The organism is Nitrospirillum pindoramense (genome assembly GCF_007827955.1).
GTDB lineage: Bacteria > Pseudomonadota > Alphaproteobacteria > Azospirillales > Azospirillaceae > Nitrospirillum > Nitrospirillum amazonense_B.
The window spans coordinates 398,174-414,728 of record NZ_VITR01000001.1 but is presented as its reverse complement, the minus strand read 5'-3'; the positions used below and the strand labels follow the sequence as shown (position 1 = coordinate 414,728).

Annotated in this window: 11 protein-coding genes; 6 read left to right on the top strand and 5 right to left on the bottom strand. The window is 67.1% G+C overall.

Translation table 11 applies throughout. From position 1 onward, the window contains the following. Positions 1-92: 92 nt before the first annotated feature. A complete protein-coding gene (gene araD1 / locus FBZ90_RS01690) occupies positions 93-1,088 on the bottom strand; it encodes an AraD1 family protein (protein ID WP_145729292.1) in 996 nt (331 codons plus the stop codon). Positions 1,089-1,379: 291 nt separating this feature from the next. On the opposite strand from araD1, the gene ytfQ reads away from it, so the two are divergent. From ytfQ to FBZ90_RS01660, 6 genes are read left to right on the top strand one after another with little or no spacing between them, the layout of a single operon-like run. Then, positions 1,380-2,378, top strand: coding sequence for a galactofuranose ABC transporter, galactofuranose-binding protein YtfQ (gene ytfQ / locus FBZ90_RS01685; protein ID WP_276509080.1), 999 nt, complete (start codon positions 1,380-1,382; stop codon positions 2,376-2,378). Next, entirely contained in the window at positions 2,378-3,925 is a 1,548-nt protein-coding gene (locus tag FBZ90_RS01680) for a sugar ABC transporter ATP-binding protein (RefSeq protein ID WP_145729291.1), read from the top strand. Before ytfQ ends, FBZ90_RS01680 begins: the two co-directional genes overlap by 1 nt. Beyond that, on the top strand, positions 3,922-4,932 hold the full coding sequence (locus FBZ90_RS01675; protein WP_145729290.1) for an ABC transporter permease: 1,011 nt from the start codon (positions 3,922-3,924) through the stop codon (positions 4,930-4,932). The genes FBZ90_RS01680 and FBZ90_RS01675 overlap by 4 nt, the downstream gene beginning before the upstream one ends. Then, complete coding sequence (yjfF, locus tag FBZ90_RS01670) at positions 4,929-5,984, top strand: galactofuranose ABC transporter, permease protein YjfF (protein ID WP_211101877.1); 1,056 nt, start codon at positions 4,929-4,931, stop codon at positions 5,982-5,984. Before FBZ90_RS01675 ends, yjfF begins: the two co-directional genes overlap by 4 nt. Before the next feature lie 11 nt (positions 5,985-5,995). Further along, complete coding sequence (locus FBZ90_RS01665; protein ID WP_145729289.1) at positions 5,996-6,730, top strand: FadR/GntR family transcriptional regulator; 735 nt, start codon at positions 5,996-5,998, stop codon at positions 6,728-6,730. A 49-nt stretch (positions 6,731-6,779) separates the two neighbouring features. Beyond that, positions 6,780-8,588, top strand: coding sequence for an IlvD/Edd family dehydratase (locus tag FBZ90_RS01660; RefSeq protein WP_145729288.1), 1,809 nt, complete (start codon positions 6,780-6,782; stop codon positions 8,586-8,588). 50 nt (positions 8,589-8,638) lie between these two features. On the opposite strand, the gene FBZ90_RS01655 is transcribed toward FBZ90_RS01660, so the two are convergent. The 4 genes from FBZ90_RS01655 to FBZ90_RS01640 form a co-directional block, all read right to left on the bottom strand. Continuing rightward, positions 8,639-10,165: a tryptophan halogenase family protein gene (locus FBZ90_RS01655; RefSeq protein ID WP_145729287.1), complete on the bottom strand. Its 1,527-nt coding sequence runs from the start codon at positions 10,163-10,165 to the stop codon at positions 8,639-8,641. Next, entirely contained in the window at positions 10,162-11,682 is a 1,521-nt protein-coding gene (locus tag FBZ90_RS01650) for a tryptophan halogenase family protein (RefSeq protein WP_145729286.1), read from the bottom strand. The genes FBZ90_RS01655 and FBZ90_RS01650 overlap by 4 nt, the downstream gene beginning before the upstream one ends. 136 nt (positions 11,683-11,818) lie before the next feature. Next, positions 11,819-15,121, bottom strand: coding sequence for a TonB-dependent receptor (locus FBZ90_RS01645; protein WP_145729285.1), 3,303 nt, complete (start codon positions 15,119-15,121; stop codon positions 11,819-11,821). A gap of 461 nt (positions 15,122-15,582) precedes the next feature. Beyond that, a complete protein-coding gene (locus FBZ90_RS01640) occupies positions 15,583-16,509 on the bottom strand; it encodes a Gfo/Idh/MocA family protein (protein ID WP_145729284.1) in 927 nt (308 codons plus the stop codon). Positions 16,510-16,555 lie beyond the last annotated feature (46 nt).

Genomic DNA, 16,555 nt, shown 5'->3' with positions numbered 1-16,555 from the left:
GGGGCGGGAGGGCGGTTGCGGTATCGTCATCCGAGATGTGGGGCCCCTCCGTCGCCGGCAGGAGCCCGGAAATTCTTACAGTCTAAAGACGCTCACAGGGGGGCCACGGTCACCGCTTCCGGCGCCTTGACCGCCAGCGGATTGCGCAAAGGCAGGCCGAAGGCGGCCGCCTCCACCTCGAACCGATCACCGGGACGGGTGGTGAAGCCATCGCTGAACGACAGGGTGGCGGTGCCAAAGTAATGCACATGGGCGTCGCCGGGACGGCGGAAGCCGGCGTACTTGAAATGATGGTGCTCCAGATTGACCAGACTGTGGCACATGTTGGCCTCGCCCGACAGGAAGGGCTTCTCCCACGCCACCTGACCGTCGCGAACGATACGGGTCGTGCCACGGATGTCGGCGGGCAGCGGCCCCACCAGCAGCTCGGGCCCGAAGGAACAGGGCCGCAGCTTGGAATGCGCCAGGTAGAGATAGTTCTGCCGCTCGGTCACATGGTCGGAGAACTCATTGCCCAGGGCGTAGCCCAGGCGGAAGGGCGTGCCGTCGGGACCGATGACGTACAGGCCCACGATTTCCGGTTCCTCCCCGCCATCCAGGGCGAAGGCGGGGGAGGCCAGCGGCGCCTCCGGCGCGGTGATGATGCCGCCGTCGCCTTTGAAGAACCATTCCGGCTGCGCCCCCACCTGCCCCGCGGCCGGCTTGCCACCCTCCAGGCCCAGGCGGAACATGCGCATCGAGTCGGTCTGCTTGGCGGGATCGGCCAGATCCTTGTGCATCTTGTCCCGCCCCTCGGCGGAACCCAGGTGCGTCAGGCCGGTGCCGCTGACCAGCAAGTGGGCGGCATCGGGGTGATCCAGCGGCGCCAGCAGGCGCCCCTCGGCCACCACCGCCGCCAGATCGACGGCGTCGCCCACGCCCGCCGCCTCGACCACCGCCGCCAGGCCGGTGCCCGCCGCGATGGCCCGCTGCGCCAGCTCATAAACGCTGGCGACGCCCGGCACCGTGTGGGCCGGCCCCTCATCCTGGCGGGCCGCGACGGCGCGCGCGCCGGTGGCATCGATAAATTGAAGCAGACGCAGGACCATGGGTGTTTCCCTGACGATTGTTTTAAGTGACTGTGATGAGCCCCTACCCGGAGCCAAGGGCCACGGGGCTGGACGTGCTCATTTAATAATACTATTTCTGTTCCGTCCAAGCCCTTTTCAGGGGAGGCGCGTCCCAGTGCGATGGGACAGCAAAGGGGCTTGAGCCGCCCCCATAAATAATATCATATGACCCATAACAACAGATCGCGCCCTTAAAAGGCCGCGCCCGCGGGTCCATTCGCACGATAAGCCCCACAGCGCCCCGGCCGGCAAGGACGAACAGGAACAGGGATGGATATGAAAACGCTGCCGAGACGCCGCACACTGTCACGCCGGATCCTGGGTATCGGGGCCGCCGTTTTCCTGGGCGGCCTGGCCGCCGGGTGCGACAGCGGCGACAAGAAGGGCCTGACCGTGGGCTTTTCCCAGATCGGGTCGGAATCCGGCTGGCGCGCCGCCGAGACCAAGCTGGCCCGCCAGGGGGCGGAACAGCGGGGTATCACCCTGAAATTCTCCGACGCGCAGCAGCGTCAGGAAAACCAGATCAAGGCCGTGCGGTCCTTCATCGCCCAGGGCGTGGACGCCATCCTGCTGGCCCCCGTGGTCTCCAGCGGCTGGGATGAGGTGCTGGGCGAGGCCAAGGCCGCCAATATCCCCGTCATCCTGCTGGACCGGCAGATCGATACGCCCAACGTCGACCTTTACCTGACGGCCGTCACCTCCGACACCATTGAGGAGGGGCGCGTGGCCGGCCGCTGGCTGGCGGGCAAGGTGCAGGGCCGCGATTGCCGCATCGTGGAAATCCAGGGCACCGTGGGCGCCAGCCTGGTGGCCAACCGCAAGAAGGGCTTCGAGGAGGCCATCGCCACCGCCCCCAACCTGCACCTGGTGCGCACCCAGTCGGGCGAGTTCACCCGCGCCAAGGGCAAGGAGGTCATGGAGGGCTTCCTGAAGGCCGAAGCGCCGGGCAGCATCTGCGCCGTCTACGCCCACAACGACGACATGATGATCGGCGCCATCCAGGCCATCAAGGAAGCGGGCCTGAAGCCCGGCACCGACATCCTGACCGTGTCCATCGACGGCGTGCCCGACATCTTCAAGGCCATGGCCGACGGCGACGCCAACGCCACGGTGGAACTGGCCCCGGACATGGCGCCGCGCGCCTATGACATCCTGCTGGCCTACCGCAAGGACCACGCCCCGCCGCCCAAGTGGGTGCAGACACCGTCCAAGCTGTATGAGCCCGACACCGCCGCCGCTGAGTACGCCCGGCGCAAGGACCTGTACTGATGGCCAGCCCTGAAACCCCAGTCACCCCACCCCCGGTGGTGCTGGCGGCCCGGGGCCTGACCCGGCAGTACCCGGGCGTGCGCGCGCTGGACGGCGTGGACCTGACCTTGCGGGCGGGCGAGATCCACGCCCTGCTGGGGGAGAATGGCGCCGGCAAGTCCACCCTGATCAACCTGCTGACCGGCGCCCAGCCGCGTAACGGCGGCACCATCACCGTGGATGGGGTGGAGATCGATCCGGACGGCCCCGGCGGCGCCGTCCGGGCCGGCATCGCCGCCGTCTATCAGGAGATCACGCTGCTGCCCAACCTGTCGGTGGCGCAGAACCTGTATCTGGGGCGGGAGCCGACGCGCTGGGGCCTGGTCCATCGCGCGCGCATGAACCGGGACGGCGCGGCCCTGCTGCGCCGCTTCGGCCTGACCATCGACGCCAGCCGGCCGCTGTCCGACTTTTCCACCGCCGTGCAGCAGCTGATCGCCATCGCCCGCGCGGTGGACCTGTCGGCCAAGGTGCTGATCCTGGATGAACCCACCGCCAGCCTGGACACGGCGGAGGTGCAGACCCTGTTCACCCTGCTGCGGACCTTGCGCGACCAGGGCCTGGCCATCGTCTTCGTCACCCATTTCCTGGACCAGGTCTACGCCCTGACCGATCGCATCACCGTGCTGCGCAACGGCCGGCTGGTAGGCGAACGGCTGACCGCCGAGCTGCCACGGCTGGAGCTGGTGGCCATGATGTTGGGCAAGGCCCCCACGGCGGAAAGCCACCTGGGCCGGCGTCCGGCGACGGCCGCGCCCAGCGGCACCCCGCTGGTGCGGGCCCAGGGCTTGGGCCGGCGCCGCCTGGTCGGGGCGTTCGATGCCGAGCTGCATGCCGGCGCCGTGCTGGGGGCGGCCGGCCTTCTCGGTTCCGGCCGCACGGAAACCGCCCTGCTGCTGTTCGGGGTGGAAACGGCGGACCAGGGCGAACTGATCGTCGACGGCAAGACCGTCACCCTGCGCAGCCCGCGCGACGCCATCCGCCTGGGCTTCGGCTTCTGCCCGGAGGACCGCAAGCTGGATGGCATCGTCGCCGGCCTCAGCATCCGGGAGAACATCGTGCTGGCGCTGCAGGCCAAGCGCGGCTGGTGGCGGCGCCTGCCCCCGGCGCGGCAGCGTGAACTGGCCGACCACTATATCAAGCTGCTGGACATCCGCACGCCAGACGCTGAGAAGCCCATCCAGCTGCTGTCGGGTGGTAATCAGCAGAAGGCCTTGCTGGCCCGCTGGCTGGCGACCGACCCCCGCCTGCTGATCCTGGATGAGCCCACGCGCGGCATCGACGTCGGCGCCCATGCCGAGATCGTGCGCCTGCTGGAGGACCTGCGGGACCGGGGCATGGCGCTCTATGTCATTTCCTCGGAGATCGAGGAGGTGGCCGCCTATTCCGACCGGGTGCTGGTCATGCGCGATCGCGCCCCCGCCGGCCTGCTGGAGGGCGACACCATCACCCCCGCCGCCATCGTCAACGCCATCGCGGCGGATCATCAGACCAAAGGTGCGGCATGAGCGCCGTGATACAACGCCTGAAGGCGGCGCGACCGCAACTGGCCCTGCTGGCGCTGGCGCTGCTGGTCAATGTCTTCGTGGCACCGGGCTTCCTGGATTTGCGGATGCAGGACGGGCGGCTGTTCGGCGGCCTGATCGATATCCTGAACCGGGGTGCCCCGGTCATGTTGCTGGCCGTGGGCATGGCCCCGGTCATCGCCACGCGCGGCATCGACTTGTCGGTGGGCGTCATCATGGCGATCGCCGGCGCCGTCGCGGCGGCCGGGGTAAACGCCGGGCTGGCCTGGCCCCTGGCCATCCTGGCGGCGCTGGCCACGGGCCTGGTCTGCGGCCTGTGGAACGGGCTGCTGGTCGCGGTGTTCCGCCTTCAGCCCATCGTCGCCACCCTGATCCTGATGGTGGCAGGGCGCGGCGTCGCCCAACTGATCACGGAAGGCCGCATCCTGACCTTCACCGAACCGCACCTGATCGCCGTGGCCGGCGGCACGCTGGCGGCCCTGCCCCTGCCGGTGGTGCTGGCGCTGCTGGCCGCCGGGCTGACCGGCCTGCTGGTGCGCGCGACGGCGCTGGGCCTGTTCGTGGAGGCGGTGGGCACCAATCCGCGCTCCAGCCGTCTGGCCGGCGTCCATACCGGCCTGGTGCTGGGGGCCGTCTATGTCTGGTCCGGGCTGATGGCGGCGCTGGCCGGCCTGATCGCCACGGCCGACATCAAGGGTGCGGACGCCAACAACGCCGGCCTGTGGCTGGAGCTGGACGCCATCCTGGCCGTGGTCATCGGCGGCACCAGCCTGTACGGAGGCCGGTTCAGCATCGGCCGGTCCGTCCTGGGCGCCTTGGTGTTGCAGGCCATGCGCACCGCCATCCTGCGGGCGGGCCTGCCGCCGGAGCTTAACCTGGTGCTGATGGCGCTGGTGGTGGCCGCCGTGCTGACCCAGCAGTCGCCCGCCTTCCAGCCCTTGGCCGCGCGCCTGATGGCCCGCCTCAAGAACAAGGAGGCCCGGGTATGATGGGCCGCTTCGTGAATACGCGCACCCTGCCCTTGCTGGCGACGGTGGTGGTCTTCGTCCTGATCTATGCCGCCTGCGCCGCGCAGTACCCCACCATGCTGGGCCTGCGGGTGATGGGCAATTTGCTGACCGACAACGCCTTCCTCGGCATCCTGGCGGTGGGCATGACCGTCGTAGTGGTGGCCGGGGGCATCGACCTGTCGGTGGGCGCCGTCATGGGCCTGACCACGGTGGCGCTGGCCCGCCTGATCGAGGGGGCCGGGATGCCGCCGGCCCTGGCGTTCGCCCTGGTGCTGGCGGGCGGCGGCCTGTTCGGCGCCGGCATCGGTGCCGCCGTGCATTACCTGAAGGCGCCGGCCTTCATCGTCACCCTGACGGCCATGTTCCTGGCCCGCGGCTGCGCCCTGCTGATCAGCACCGATTCCATCCCCATCCACAATGCCGCCTATGACACGCTGGCGGGCGCCGCGTTGGCCCTGCCCGGCGGCGGGCGGCTGACATTGGTGGCGGGCATCATGCTGGCGACCTTCCTGGCCGGCGGTGTCCTGCTGCACGGCACGCGCTTCGGCGCCCGGGTGTTCGCGCTGGGCGGCAACGCCCATTTCGCCCAGTTGATGGGCATCAACACCGGACGCACCACCATCCTGGTGCATGCCTTCTGCAGCCTGATGGCGGCGCTGGCCGGCATCGTCTTTTCCCTCTACACCCGGTCCGGCTATGCCCTGACCGGAACGGGGGTGGAACTGGACGCCATCGCCGCGGTGGTCATCGGCGGCACGCTGCTGACCGGCGGCGTGGGCGGCGTGGCCGGCTCCTTCATCGGCGTGCTGATCCAGGGCCTGATCCTGACCTGGATCACCTTCGACGGCACACTGTCCAGTTGGTGGACCAAAATCGCCATCGGCACGCTGCTCTTCGCCTTCATCGCCGTGCAACGCTTGATTTTAGTCGTCTCGGCCCGGTATGGCCGTCCGGGCGCAGGCCCCACAGCCCCCAGTCCCTCCACCCGTCCCCGCCCCTCCCCCGGCGCCGCCGCGCCGTCCGCCCCGTGAGCCCTCCCCCCATGACCCTGTCGACCTGGTCATCGCCCGAACGTCCCCTGTCGCACCATGAGCAGATCGTGCGCACCCTGGGCATGGAGATCCTCAGCGGCGTCCTGCCCGTGGGCGTGAACCTGCCCCCGGAGCCGGACCTGCTGGTCCGGTTCCAGATCTCACGCACCGTGCTGCGCGAGGTGATGAAGACCCTGGCGGCCAAGGGCTTGGTCGTGTCCAAGACGCGGGTGGGAACCAAAGTGCAGGACCCGACGCACTGGAACTTCTTCGACGCCGACCTTTTGTCCTGGCGGGTCAGCCTGGGCCTGGACGACGCCATGCGCCGCCACCTCTATGAGATGCGCAGCGCGGTGGAGCCGCGGGCCGCCGCCCTGGCCGCCAAGCGGCGCACGCCGGAGCAGTTGGCCGAGATGCGCCGTGCCGTCGCCCGCATGGCGGAGCCAGGGCACAACCGCCGCAGCTTCGCCGAGGCCGACCTGGCCTTCCACGTCGCGGTCAGCGCCGCGTCCGGCAACCCCATGATGCGCTCGCTGGCCGCGGTGATCGAGGCGGCGCTGCTGGCCTCTTTCTCCCTGTCCTCGCCGGTGGATGAGACGGCGTTGCAGCAGGACGTGGTGGACAGCCACGCCGCCATCGCCGACGCCATCGAGGCGGGCGATGCCGACCGCGCCGCCCGCGCCATGCTGGCCGTCATCGATTCCGGGTTCGACCGGCTGGACCTGCCCGACCCCGACGCCCCTTGAGTTTCCCCTTCTACCGTCTTGACCGCATTCCTGAAGAAAGCCCACCCCAATGACTGCGTCCGACTCTTCCAACGGCAAGCCCAAACTGCGGTCCCGCGCCTGGTTCGACAACCCGGACAACCCGGACATGACGGCGCTGTACCTCGAGCGCTATTTGAATTACGGCCTGACGCTGGATGAGCTGCAATCGGGCATGCCCATCATCGGCATCGCCCAGACGGGGTCGGACCTGTCGCCCTGCAACCGCCACCATCTGGTGCTGGCCCAGCGCCTGCGCGAGGGCATCCGCCAGGCCGGCGGCATCGCCATCGAGTTCCCCGTTCACCCCATCCAGGAAACCGGCAAGCGCCCCACCGCCGGCCTGGACCGCAACCTGGCCTATCTGGGTCTGGTGGAACTGCTGCACGGCTATCCCATCGACGGCGTGGTGCTGACCATCGGCTGCGACAAGACCACGCCGGCCTGCCTGATGGCCGCGGCCACGGTCAACATTCCGGCCATCGCCCTGTCCGTCGGCCCCATGCTGAACGGCTGGCACAATGGGGAGCGCACGGGCTCCGGCACCATCGTGTGGAAGGCGCGCCAGATGCTGGCGGCGGGCGAGATCGACCAGCGCAAGTTCATCGAGCTGGTGGCCAGTTCCGCCCCCTCGACCGGCTATTGCAACACCATGGGCACCGCCACGACCATGAACAGCCTGGCCGAGGTGCTGGGCATGCAACTGCCGGGCTCCGCCGCCATCCCCGCCCCCTACCGCGAGCGTCAGCAGATCGCCTACGAGACGGGCAAGCGCATCGTCGAGATGGTGAACGAGGACCTGAAGCCTTCGGACATCATGACGCGCGAGGCCTTCCTGAACGCCATCGTGGTGAATTCGGCCATCGGCGGCTCCACCAACGCCCCCATCCACCTGGCGGCCATCGCCCGGCACATCGGCGTGGATCTGGATCTGCAGGACTGGCAGACCCATGGCCACAAGGTGCCGCTGCTGGTGAACCTGCAGCCGGCCGGCGAATATCTGGGTGAGGACTATCACCACGCCGGCGGCGTGCCCGCCGTGGTGAACGAGCTGATGAAGCAGGGCCTGATCCATGAGCAGGCCCTGACCGCCAACGGCAAGACCATCGGCGACAACTGCCGCGATGCCGAGATCAAGCTGCCCGACGTCATCCGTCCCTTCGACAACCCGTTGAAGAAGGATGCCGGCTTCCTGGTGCTGCGCGGCAACCTGTTCGACAACGCCATCATGAAGACCAGCGTCATCTCGGATGAGTTCCGCGACCGCTACCTGTCCAACCCCGACGATCCCGACGCCTTCGAGGGCAAGGCCGTGGTGTTCGACGGGCCGGAGGATTACCACCACCGCATCGATGATCCCGCCCTGGGCATCGACGCCCACACCCTGCTGTTCATGCGCGGCGCCGGCCCGGTGGGTTATCCTGGTGCTGCCGAGGTGGTAAACATGCGGCCGCCGGCCTACCTGATCAAGCAGGGCATCACCGCCCTGCCCTGCATCGGCGACGGCCGGCAGTCCGGCACATCCGGCTCCCCCTCCATCCTGAACGCCTCGCCCGAGGCGGCGGCCGGCGGGGCCATCGCCTTGCTGCGGACGGGCGACCGGGTGCGCATCGACCTTAAGGCCGGCACCGCCAACATCCTGATCAGCGACGCCGAACTGGCAGCCCGCCGCCAGGCCCTGGAAGCCGCCGGCGGTTATCGGTACCCGGACAGCCAGACGCCATGGCAGGAAATCCAGCGCGGCATGGTCGGCCAGCTGGGCGACGGCGCCGTGCTGGAACCCGCGGTGAAATACCAGCGCGTGGCCCAGACCCACGGCATCCCGCGCGACAATCACTGAGCCGTGGACAGGAGCAAGGCGGCGGTGCTGGAAAGCGCCGCCGCCTTTTCTTATGGGCTCTCGGTCATCCCAAGCCGCGCCAGGAACGCCGCATGCGTGGGCAGCCGCTGGGCGGCGCTGGCTAGGCTGGTGCGGCGCAGGCGCAGGGTTTCGATGATCTCTTCGCGCCGCTGCGCGGCCATCAGGGGGTCGCGGCGCTTGGGGATCAGGCCCAGGCCGATGAACAGGGCCTGCCAGCTGGGAGCGACGAAGGTTTCCTCGTTCAGCAGCACCACATGCCCCGTCTCGCGGAAGGTTTCGATGCGATAGGCCAGGGTGTCGGGCAGCGCCATCCCGCGCCGCTCCCGCCAAAAGGCGGTGTCGTCCCGCTGCGTCAGGGCATAGTGCAGGATGATGAAGTCGCGGATGCGGTCGAATTCCAACGCCTGGACACGGTTGTATTCCGCCGCCAGCCCCGGATTGAACGACAGGTCCGGCAACAGGCTGATCAGCCGGGTGATGCCACCCTGGATCAAGGAGATGGAGGTGGACTCCAGCGGCTCGACAAAGCCGGAGGACAGGCCGATGGCGACGCAATTGCGCGCCCAGAACCGCTCCCGCCGGCCGGTTCGGAACCGTAACAACCGCGGCTCGTCCAGGGCCTGCCCGTCCAAATTGGCCAGCAGGCGAGCACGGGCCGCGTCTTCCGTGACATGGGCGGTGGAGAAGACGTAGCCGTTGCCGGTGCGGTGCTGCAAGGGGATGCGCCACTGCCATCCCGCCTCCAAAGCTGTTGCGCGGGTGTAGGGCGACGGTGGCCCCACGCTGGCGCAAGGCACCGCCCAGGCGCGGTCCACCGGCAGCCAATGGCCGTAGTCGATGAACCGCTCCCCCAGCGCCTTGTCCGCCAACAGGGCGATGAAACCGGAGCAGTCGATGAACAGGTCCGCCGACAGGTCCCGCCCGTCGTCCAGCCGGACGGAGCGGATGTGCCCGGTCTCGGGGTGCAGGTCGGTGGCGACGATGCGCCCCTCATGGCGCGTCACGCCCTCCGCCTCCGCCTTGGTCCGCAACAGGCGGGCATAGAGGCCGGCGTCGAAATGGAAGGCGTAATTGAAGTAATAATAGGGGGAGCGGGGATCGTTGTCGGGGGCGGCGAACCGCCCGGCACGGGCCATGACGGCCGCCATGTGATAGGCGTCGAAATCGCCCGCCGCCTCCCCCACCAGATCGCGCGCCACCAGCCAATGGTTCAGGGTGGAAAACGGCCCAGCGTTGACGATGTAGTCGCCAAAGCCATGGAAGAAGCGGGTTCCGGTCGCGCGCCAGTCCTGAAATTCGATGCCCAGCTTGAACGTGCCCTGGGTCGCCTTGATGAAGGTGGCCTCATCCAGGCCGATGTCCTGGTTGAACTGGCGGATGGGGGGCACCGTCGCCTCCCCCACCCCGACGGTGCCGATGGCATCCGATTCCACCAGCTCGACCCGCGTGCCGCCCGCCCGCACGGCTTGGTTCAGAGCGCAGGCCGCCATCCAGCCGGCAGTGCCGCCACCGACAATGAGGATGCGGCGCAGGGGGCCTTGGCTCGGGACGGTCATGCGCGGGCGCGGGCCATCGGCACGGCGGCGCCATCGTCCAGGAAGGCCTCATGGGGGTGGCAGCCGTCCGCCACCTGGGCGATGGTGCGGCGCATGGCGTCGAAGCCGCCGCGCACCTCCTCCAGCGGGGCGCCATCCGTCAGGGGGTCGTAGGACTGCGGCTCCAGCCCCTGGCCCAGCATGACGGCCAGCCAGTTAGGTTCCTGGAACAGGGTCTGGCTGGGGAAGATGGCGAAGCCGCGGGCGCGAAACAGCGCCATCTTCTCCACCAGGCTGTCGGGAAGGGGCATGGCCCGTGCCCGGTCCCACAGCGGTTCGCCCACGCGGTCGTTGGCGTGATAGTGGAACACCAGGAAGTCGCGCACCTGCTCCAACTCCTCCGCCATGATGCGGTTGAAGATGCCGGCGGAGACGGGGTCATCCTTGGCCAAGGGGAAGGTGGCGGCGAACTTGATCAGCGCGTGCTGGATGAAATGGATACTGGTGGATTCCAGAGGCTCCAGGAAGCCGGAGCTGAGCCCCACCGCCAGCACGTTCTTATGCCGCGACCGCCGACGGCCGGTGGTGAAGCGCAGGAAGCGCGGGTCGTCCAACGCCGGCGCGTCCAGGTTGGCCAGTAGGGTGGCCGCCGCCTCATCATCGCTGATCAGGTCGCTGACATAGACATAACCGTTGCCGGTGCGGTGACGCAGATTGATGCGCCATTGCCACCCGGCCGTCCGCGCCGTGGCGCTGGTGTAGGGCACTGGCGCCGCCACCCGTTGCGACGGCACGGCCACGGCCCGGTTGGCCGGCAGATAATGCGACCAGTCCTCATACCCCTGCCCCAGCGCCTGGCCGATGAGCAGGGCGCGGAAACCGGTGCAGTCGATGAAAAAGTCGCCCTCCACTCGGCGGCCATCGGCCAGGTCCAGGTGGCTGACGGTGCCGTCGGCGCCATCCAGGGCGACATTGGCCACCGTCGCCTCGATCCGCCGGACGCCGCGCGATTCCGCGATGCGGCGCAGGAATTGGGCATAGAGCCCGGCGTCGAAATGATAGGCGTAGGCCAGGTTGGACTTGGGCGTGCGCGGATCGCTGGAGGGGAAATCGAAGCGGTTCTTTCGGGCCAGGACCTCGCTCATCCAGAAATCGGACAGTGGATGGGGATACCCGGCCGCCCGCAGCCGCAGCCACCAGGCATGAAAGGAGGCGCCGTTGATGGCCTGGCCCGGCTGGCCAAAGGGGTGCATGTAGCGGTGGCCCGGCCGCAGCCAATCCACAAACTCGATACCCAGCTTGTAGGTGCCTTCGGTGGCGCGCAGGAACGCGGCCTCGTCGATGCCTGCCGCCTTGTTGAAGACCTGGATGGGAGGAATGGTCGCCTCCCCCACGCCGATGGTGCCGATCTCCGCCGATTCCACCACGGTCAGCGACAGCTGGCGCGCGGGGAACAGACTGGACAGGAAGGCGGCGGACATCCATCCGGCGGTGCCCCCGCCGACGATGACCAGACGCGTGACCGTTGACGCGGACATGGGATTCCCCCCGAAACCGAACTGGTGAAACCAGGCCACGGCGTACCTGCCCCGCGACCTGGTTTCCTTACTCTATCGCAATTCGGGCGGCGCCGATGATCCCACCGACGCCGCCTTCTCAATACTTACCGCACGCTTAGTAAACGGCGCGGAAGACCAGGGAGTAGCGACGGTCCGCGACCGTGTAGTTGTGCTTGTAGATCAGGCTGTCGCTCATGTTGCCCTGGGTGCCGTAGTACCAGTTGTCACGCTCGTCGATCGAGATGACGTTCTTGGTTGCCAGCAGGTTGGCCGCCTGGACACCGACCTTGAAATGCTCGTTGATCGAATAGACCAGCGAGGCATCCAACTGGCCGTAGTCTTCCATGTAGGCCGGCGCCTGGACGTTGGAGGCTGAGGCCGCCATCAGGTAGCGCGACCGCCAATTGTAGGCCAGGCGGAAGTCGAAGTCGTACTTGGTGTACAGCAGGGCCGCGTTCAGGGTGTAGGTCGACAGCTGTTCCAGGGGCAGCTTCAGCTTGCTGGCCCCGATCTGGCTGCCGTCGAACACGCTGCCGGAGGTGTTCTGCGTACCGCTGCTGTCCAGGATGGTGAAGTTGACGTCCGTGCCCAGGCCGCTGAGCACGCCCGGCAGGAAGTCGTAGAAGTAGGTGACCTGGCCTTCCAGGCCCATGATGCGGCCATGGCCGTGGTTCTGCGGCACATTGCCGACGACCGTCTGGGTGATGCCGTTGTTGGTCACCTGGACGACCGTCTGGTCGCTCTGGATGTAGTCGTAGATTTCCTTGTCGAACACGCCGAAGGACACCATGGAGCCCGGCTTCAGATACCATTCGTAGGACAGGTCGAAGGACTGGGCCCGCATGGGCTTCAGGTTCGGATTGCCCGTGTTGAAGGCGAAGGACACCCCGGTGTTGTACATGACCGGGCTACCCGTCGCCGCCGCCTTGTCCAACTCGGCCTGGGTATAGGGCTGGTTGGTGACAGTGTTGATGACCTTGTCCGCCACCGTGGCCGCCCGGTTTTGATAGGTGCCGGTCATCGTGAAGGACGGCGACAGCTGGTAGAAGTCCGGCCGCACGATGGACGTGGCGGCCGCGAAGCGGATGGCCATGTCATCCTGGGGTTTGAACCGCAGGTTCAGGCTGGGCAGGATGTCGGTGTAGTGGTTGCTGAACGAGGTGATGTTGTTGGCGCCATTGGCGAACAAGAGCGCCTGCAACGCCGCGGGCGAATACGACGAGGTGTCCCCGTTCTGGGTCAGGGACGCCACATGGCCGAAGCCGATGGAATGGCTGTCGGTCCTCACGGCGCGGACACCGATGTTGCCGTCCCAGGGCAGGTTCCAGCCGAACAGGTCGTCGTGGCCAAAGCGCACCTGGGCATAGACGGCGTTGGTCCATTCGGACTGGTCATTGGTGCCCAGGCCCGAAGTGGAGGTCGGGGCGTAGTTGTAGTTGCCGTTGAAGGGCTGCCAGAAGGTGATGTTGCTGCCCACCGGCTGGGTGGTGCTGAGCAGCTTGTTGTTGGCGTCCACCGGCGCACCGGCCCAGATGGGCAGATAACCGGCCAGGCTGCCGTTGGGGAACGGGCTGTACTTGCCACCATTGGCCGCCCAGGACGGAATGGTGCCATGGCCGCAGGTGGCGCAGTAATACCCGTAGGTCCCGTCGGTGTAGGCCGCCAGGTTGCTGCCCAGGTTCGGCGTGTACAGCAGCTTCTGCATGTAGCTGGCCAGCAGGGTCTTGTTCTTGGCCAGATCCACGCTGGGCATCCACAGCGACGGCATGCTGCCGCCCAGGAAGCTGTTGAAGTTGACGATTTCCTGATGCTCGGGGAACTGCCCCACCGTCGCCGTCTGGCCGGTGAAGGCCCAAGGCGCTGAAATCAATGCCCAGTTGTAGCCGCCGTCGCGTTGGATGGAATGGCGGTCGGTGCTGCGGAAGCCGAACTTCAGCGATTTCAGGAAATCGCCGTCGACGTCGTAGACGGTATCAAACTTGCCCGCGGTCTCATCGGCCTTGTCGATCTCATTATGATCCATGGCCGCATAGAGGTTGAACACGTTGGGCGTGGCCGTCAGGTTCTGCATCTTGATGACGGGCAGGTCGCCCCGCAGGTCCAGGCCCACGCCGCCCGTGGCCGTGACCGTGTTGTAGACGGTCATGTCATAGTCGTCGCGGCGGGAGAAGATGCGCTGGAAGTCCGCGTTGACGTGCCAGCGGTCGTGGTTCCACTTCACGCCACCCGAGGCGTCCCACGTCTCGTCATTCTCCTCGCCATACCGGGTACCCAGGTTCAGCAGGAAGCTGTTGGCGACGCCGTTGCCACCGCCACCGCCGTCGACGATGGTGCCGGTCAGGAAGTTGCCGTCACCATCGAAGGTGAAGCCGCTGCCGGCCGCCGGCTGGTTCAGGAAGCTCTGGTTGTTGGTCGCGGAGCAGCAGGCCGACGTCTGGGCGAAATGGTCGGTGCTCACCAGCTTGGAGGTGGAGCGGAAGTAGGTGCCGTAGATCTCCAGCTCGTCCGTCGGCTTCCACTGCAGGGCGCCGTACTGGCCATCACGGGTGCGGTCGCGGTCTTCCAGACGGTATTCGACGCCGCTGGGAACCATGACCACCGACTTCGGCTGGCCACTGATGGAATTGTCGCCGTTGAAGTTGAAGGTCGTGCCGCCGTCGTAGGACGACTGGGTCTTGGTGGAATGGGCGTTGTAGGGGTCGACCTCCAGCGCGTTCAGGCGGCTGCTGAGTTCGGAATGGGCGACGTCCACCAGGATGCCGATCTCACCGATCTTGGTATCCCAGCGGTTGGAGTAGAGCCCTGACGCCGAGGGCGTCCACTTATGCCGCAGGTCGCCATTGGTGGCGTCCGCCGACAGGCCGATCACCTGGCCGTCGCTGTCGAACGGCATACGGGTGCGCAGATTGATGGTGCCGCCCAGGCCGCCCTCGACGATGTCCGCCGAGGGGTTCTTGTAGACATCGACGCCAGCCGCCAATTCAGGCGTGACATCTTCCCACCCCAGCGCGCGGCCGTTCTTGGCGCCGAAGCTGTCGCGCCCGTTGATCTCGGAACGCACCCAGGTCAGGCCGCGAATCTGCACGCCCGACCCTTCGACGTTCAGCCGGTCGATGTCGCGCGGCTCATCCGTGCGGCCGATGCTGATGCCGGGGACGCGCTGCAGCGCTTCGGTCACCGAGCGGTCCGGCAAGGCGCCGATGTCGACGGCGGAGATCGAGTCCACGATCTCTTCAGAGTTGCGTTTGAATTCCTGCGCGTTGTTCAGGGCCTTGCGCATACCCACGACGACGATTTCATCCAGGGAATCGTCCTTCGCGGTATCGGACGCGGTCTGCCCGTGGGCCAAGCCGGCCCAGGTGAATGCCAGTGCCGAGACGGATAGCAATGCGATGGCCTTAGAGGTCGGGCGCATCATCTCTCTCCCAATTTGATTTATTTATTTGTGGACACGCAAAAACGCCTCGCGGCCTTAAAGGCCGGGCGCAGGAGTCGGTCTTGTGATGTTTGGAATGCTCATTTTCCCCCCGCTTTTTTGTTGCCGCGACCGATTGCTGGGTCAACTGGCGGGGGCATCTTTGTGAAGCTGTGGCAACGTTGTCAAGGCCGCGTTCACCATCTTGCAACGGAGACGGACGGCATAGGCCGGATCATTGGCAAAAATATATGACTAATCAGGGTCTTGCCGCTAAGTCACAGTGCCAAATAAAAAATTTCGGGATGTCGTTGGCGCCGGCGCAAACATTGTTACGGTCCGAGAGGCCGCACCCCCTATGCCTTTAGCCCTAGCGCCCCTTGAAAGCGTTTTCACGCTGATGAAAAAAGCCGGCGGGAGCACCGCCGGCTTTTTCGATATCAATCATCGAAACGACGTCGGGCTCAGTCTTGGAATTCCTCGACCAGCACACGGTGGCCACAGAGGAAGGCGTCGGCCACGTGGCTGAGGGGGGCCAGGTCCACATCGACCTGCCGCTCCCGCACCAGGCGGCTGAACAGGGCGTAGAGGTTGGCGTACTCGGCCTCCGGCTCTTCCAGATGCGGCGCGCCATCAATGCTCATGGCGGCCCCCCCCCGGTTCAGGGTCAGGATACCATCGGTTGTTTCCACCACGATGTCCCAGCTTTGCGGGCCCGTCTGGCGCCAATCGAATTCCGCCCGCACCGGCACGCCGGCCAGGTCCTGGAAATCCAGCTGGGCGGCGATGGGGGCCTGGCGGTTGGCCGGGAACTCCAGCGTCGCGGCCTTCAGCACCAGGGCGCGCGGCAGGATGTGGGTGATGATGGACAGGGCGTTGATGCCGGGATCGAACACGCCCAGGCCACCGGGCTGCCAGATCCATTCCTGGCCCGGGTGCCAATGGCGCACGTCTTCCTTCCACGACACCGACACCGATTTCAGGGTGCGGCCCGCCAACCAGGCGCGGGCCGGTTCCACCGCCGGGGCGTAGCGGGAATGCCAGGTCGCCAGCAATGCCAGGCCCTTTTCCTTCGCGAGAGCGATCAGGTCATGCACCTCCGCCAGGGTGGCGCCCGGCGGCTTTTCCAGCAGGACATGGACACCCCGTTCCAGCGCATGGCGGGCCAGGGCGTGGCGACCCTGGGGCGGGGTGCAGAGGGCGACGGCCTGGATCTCCGGCCGGGCGTCCAGCAGGGCGTCCAGGCTGCCATAGCTGTCCACACCCTCCAGCGTCGCGTTGCGGCTGGCCACGGCCACCAGTTCATAGTCCGGATTGGCGGCGATAACGGGCAGGTGCTGGTCGCGGGCGATCTTGCCCACCCCCACCAGGCCGATCTTGATCGGTGACATGCGCTCTGGTGACATCCGCTCTCTGGGCTCCCCTGTTTTTTATGAA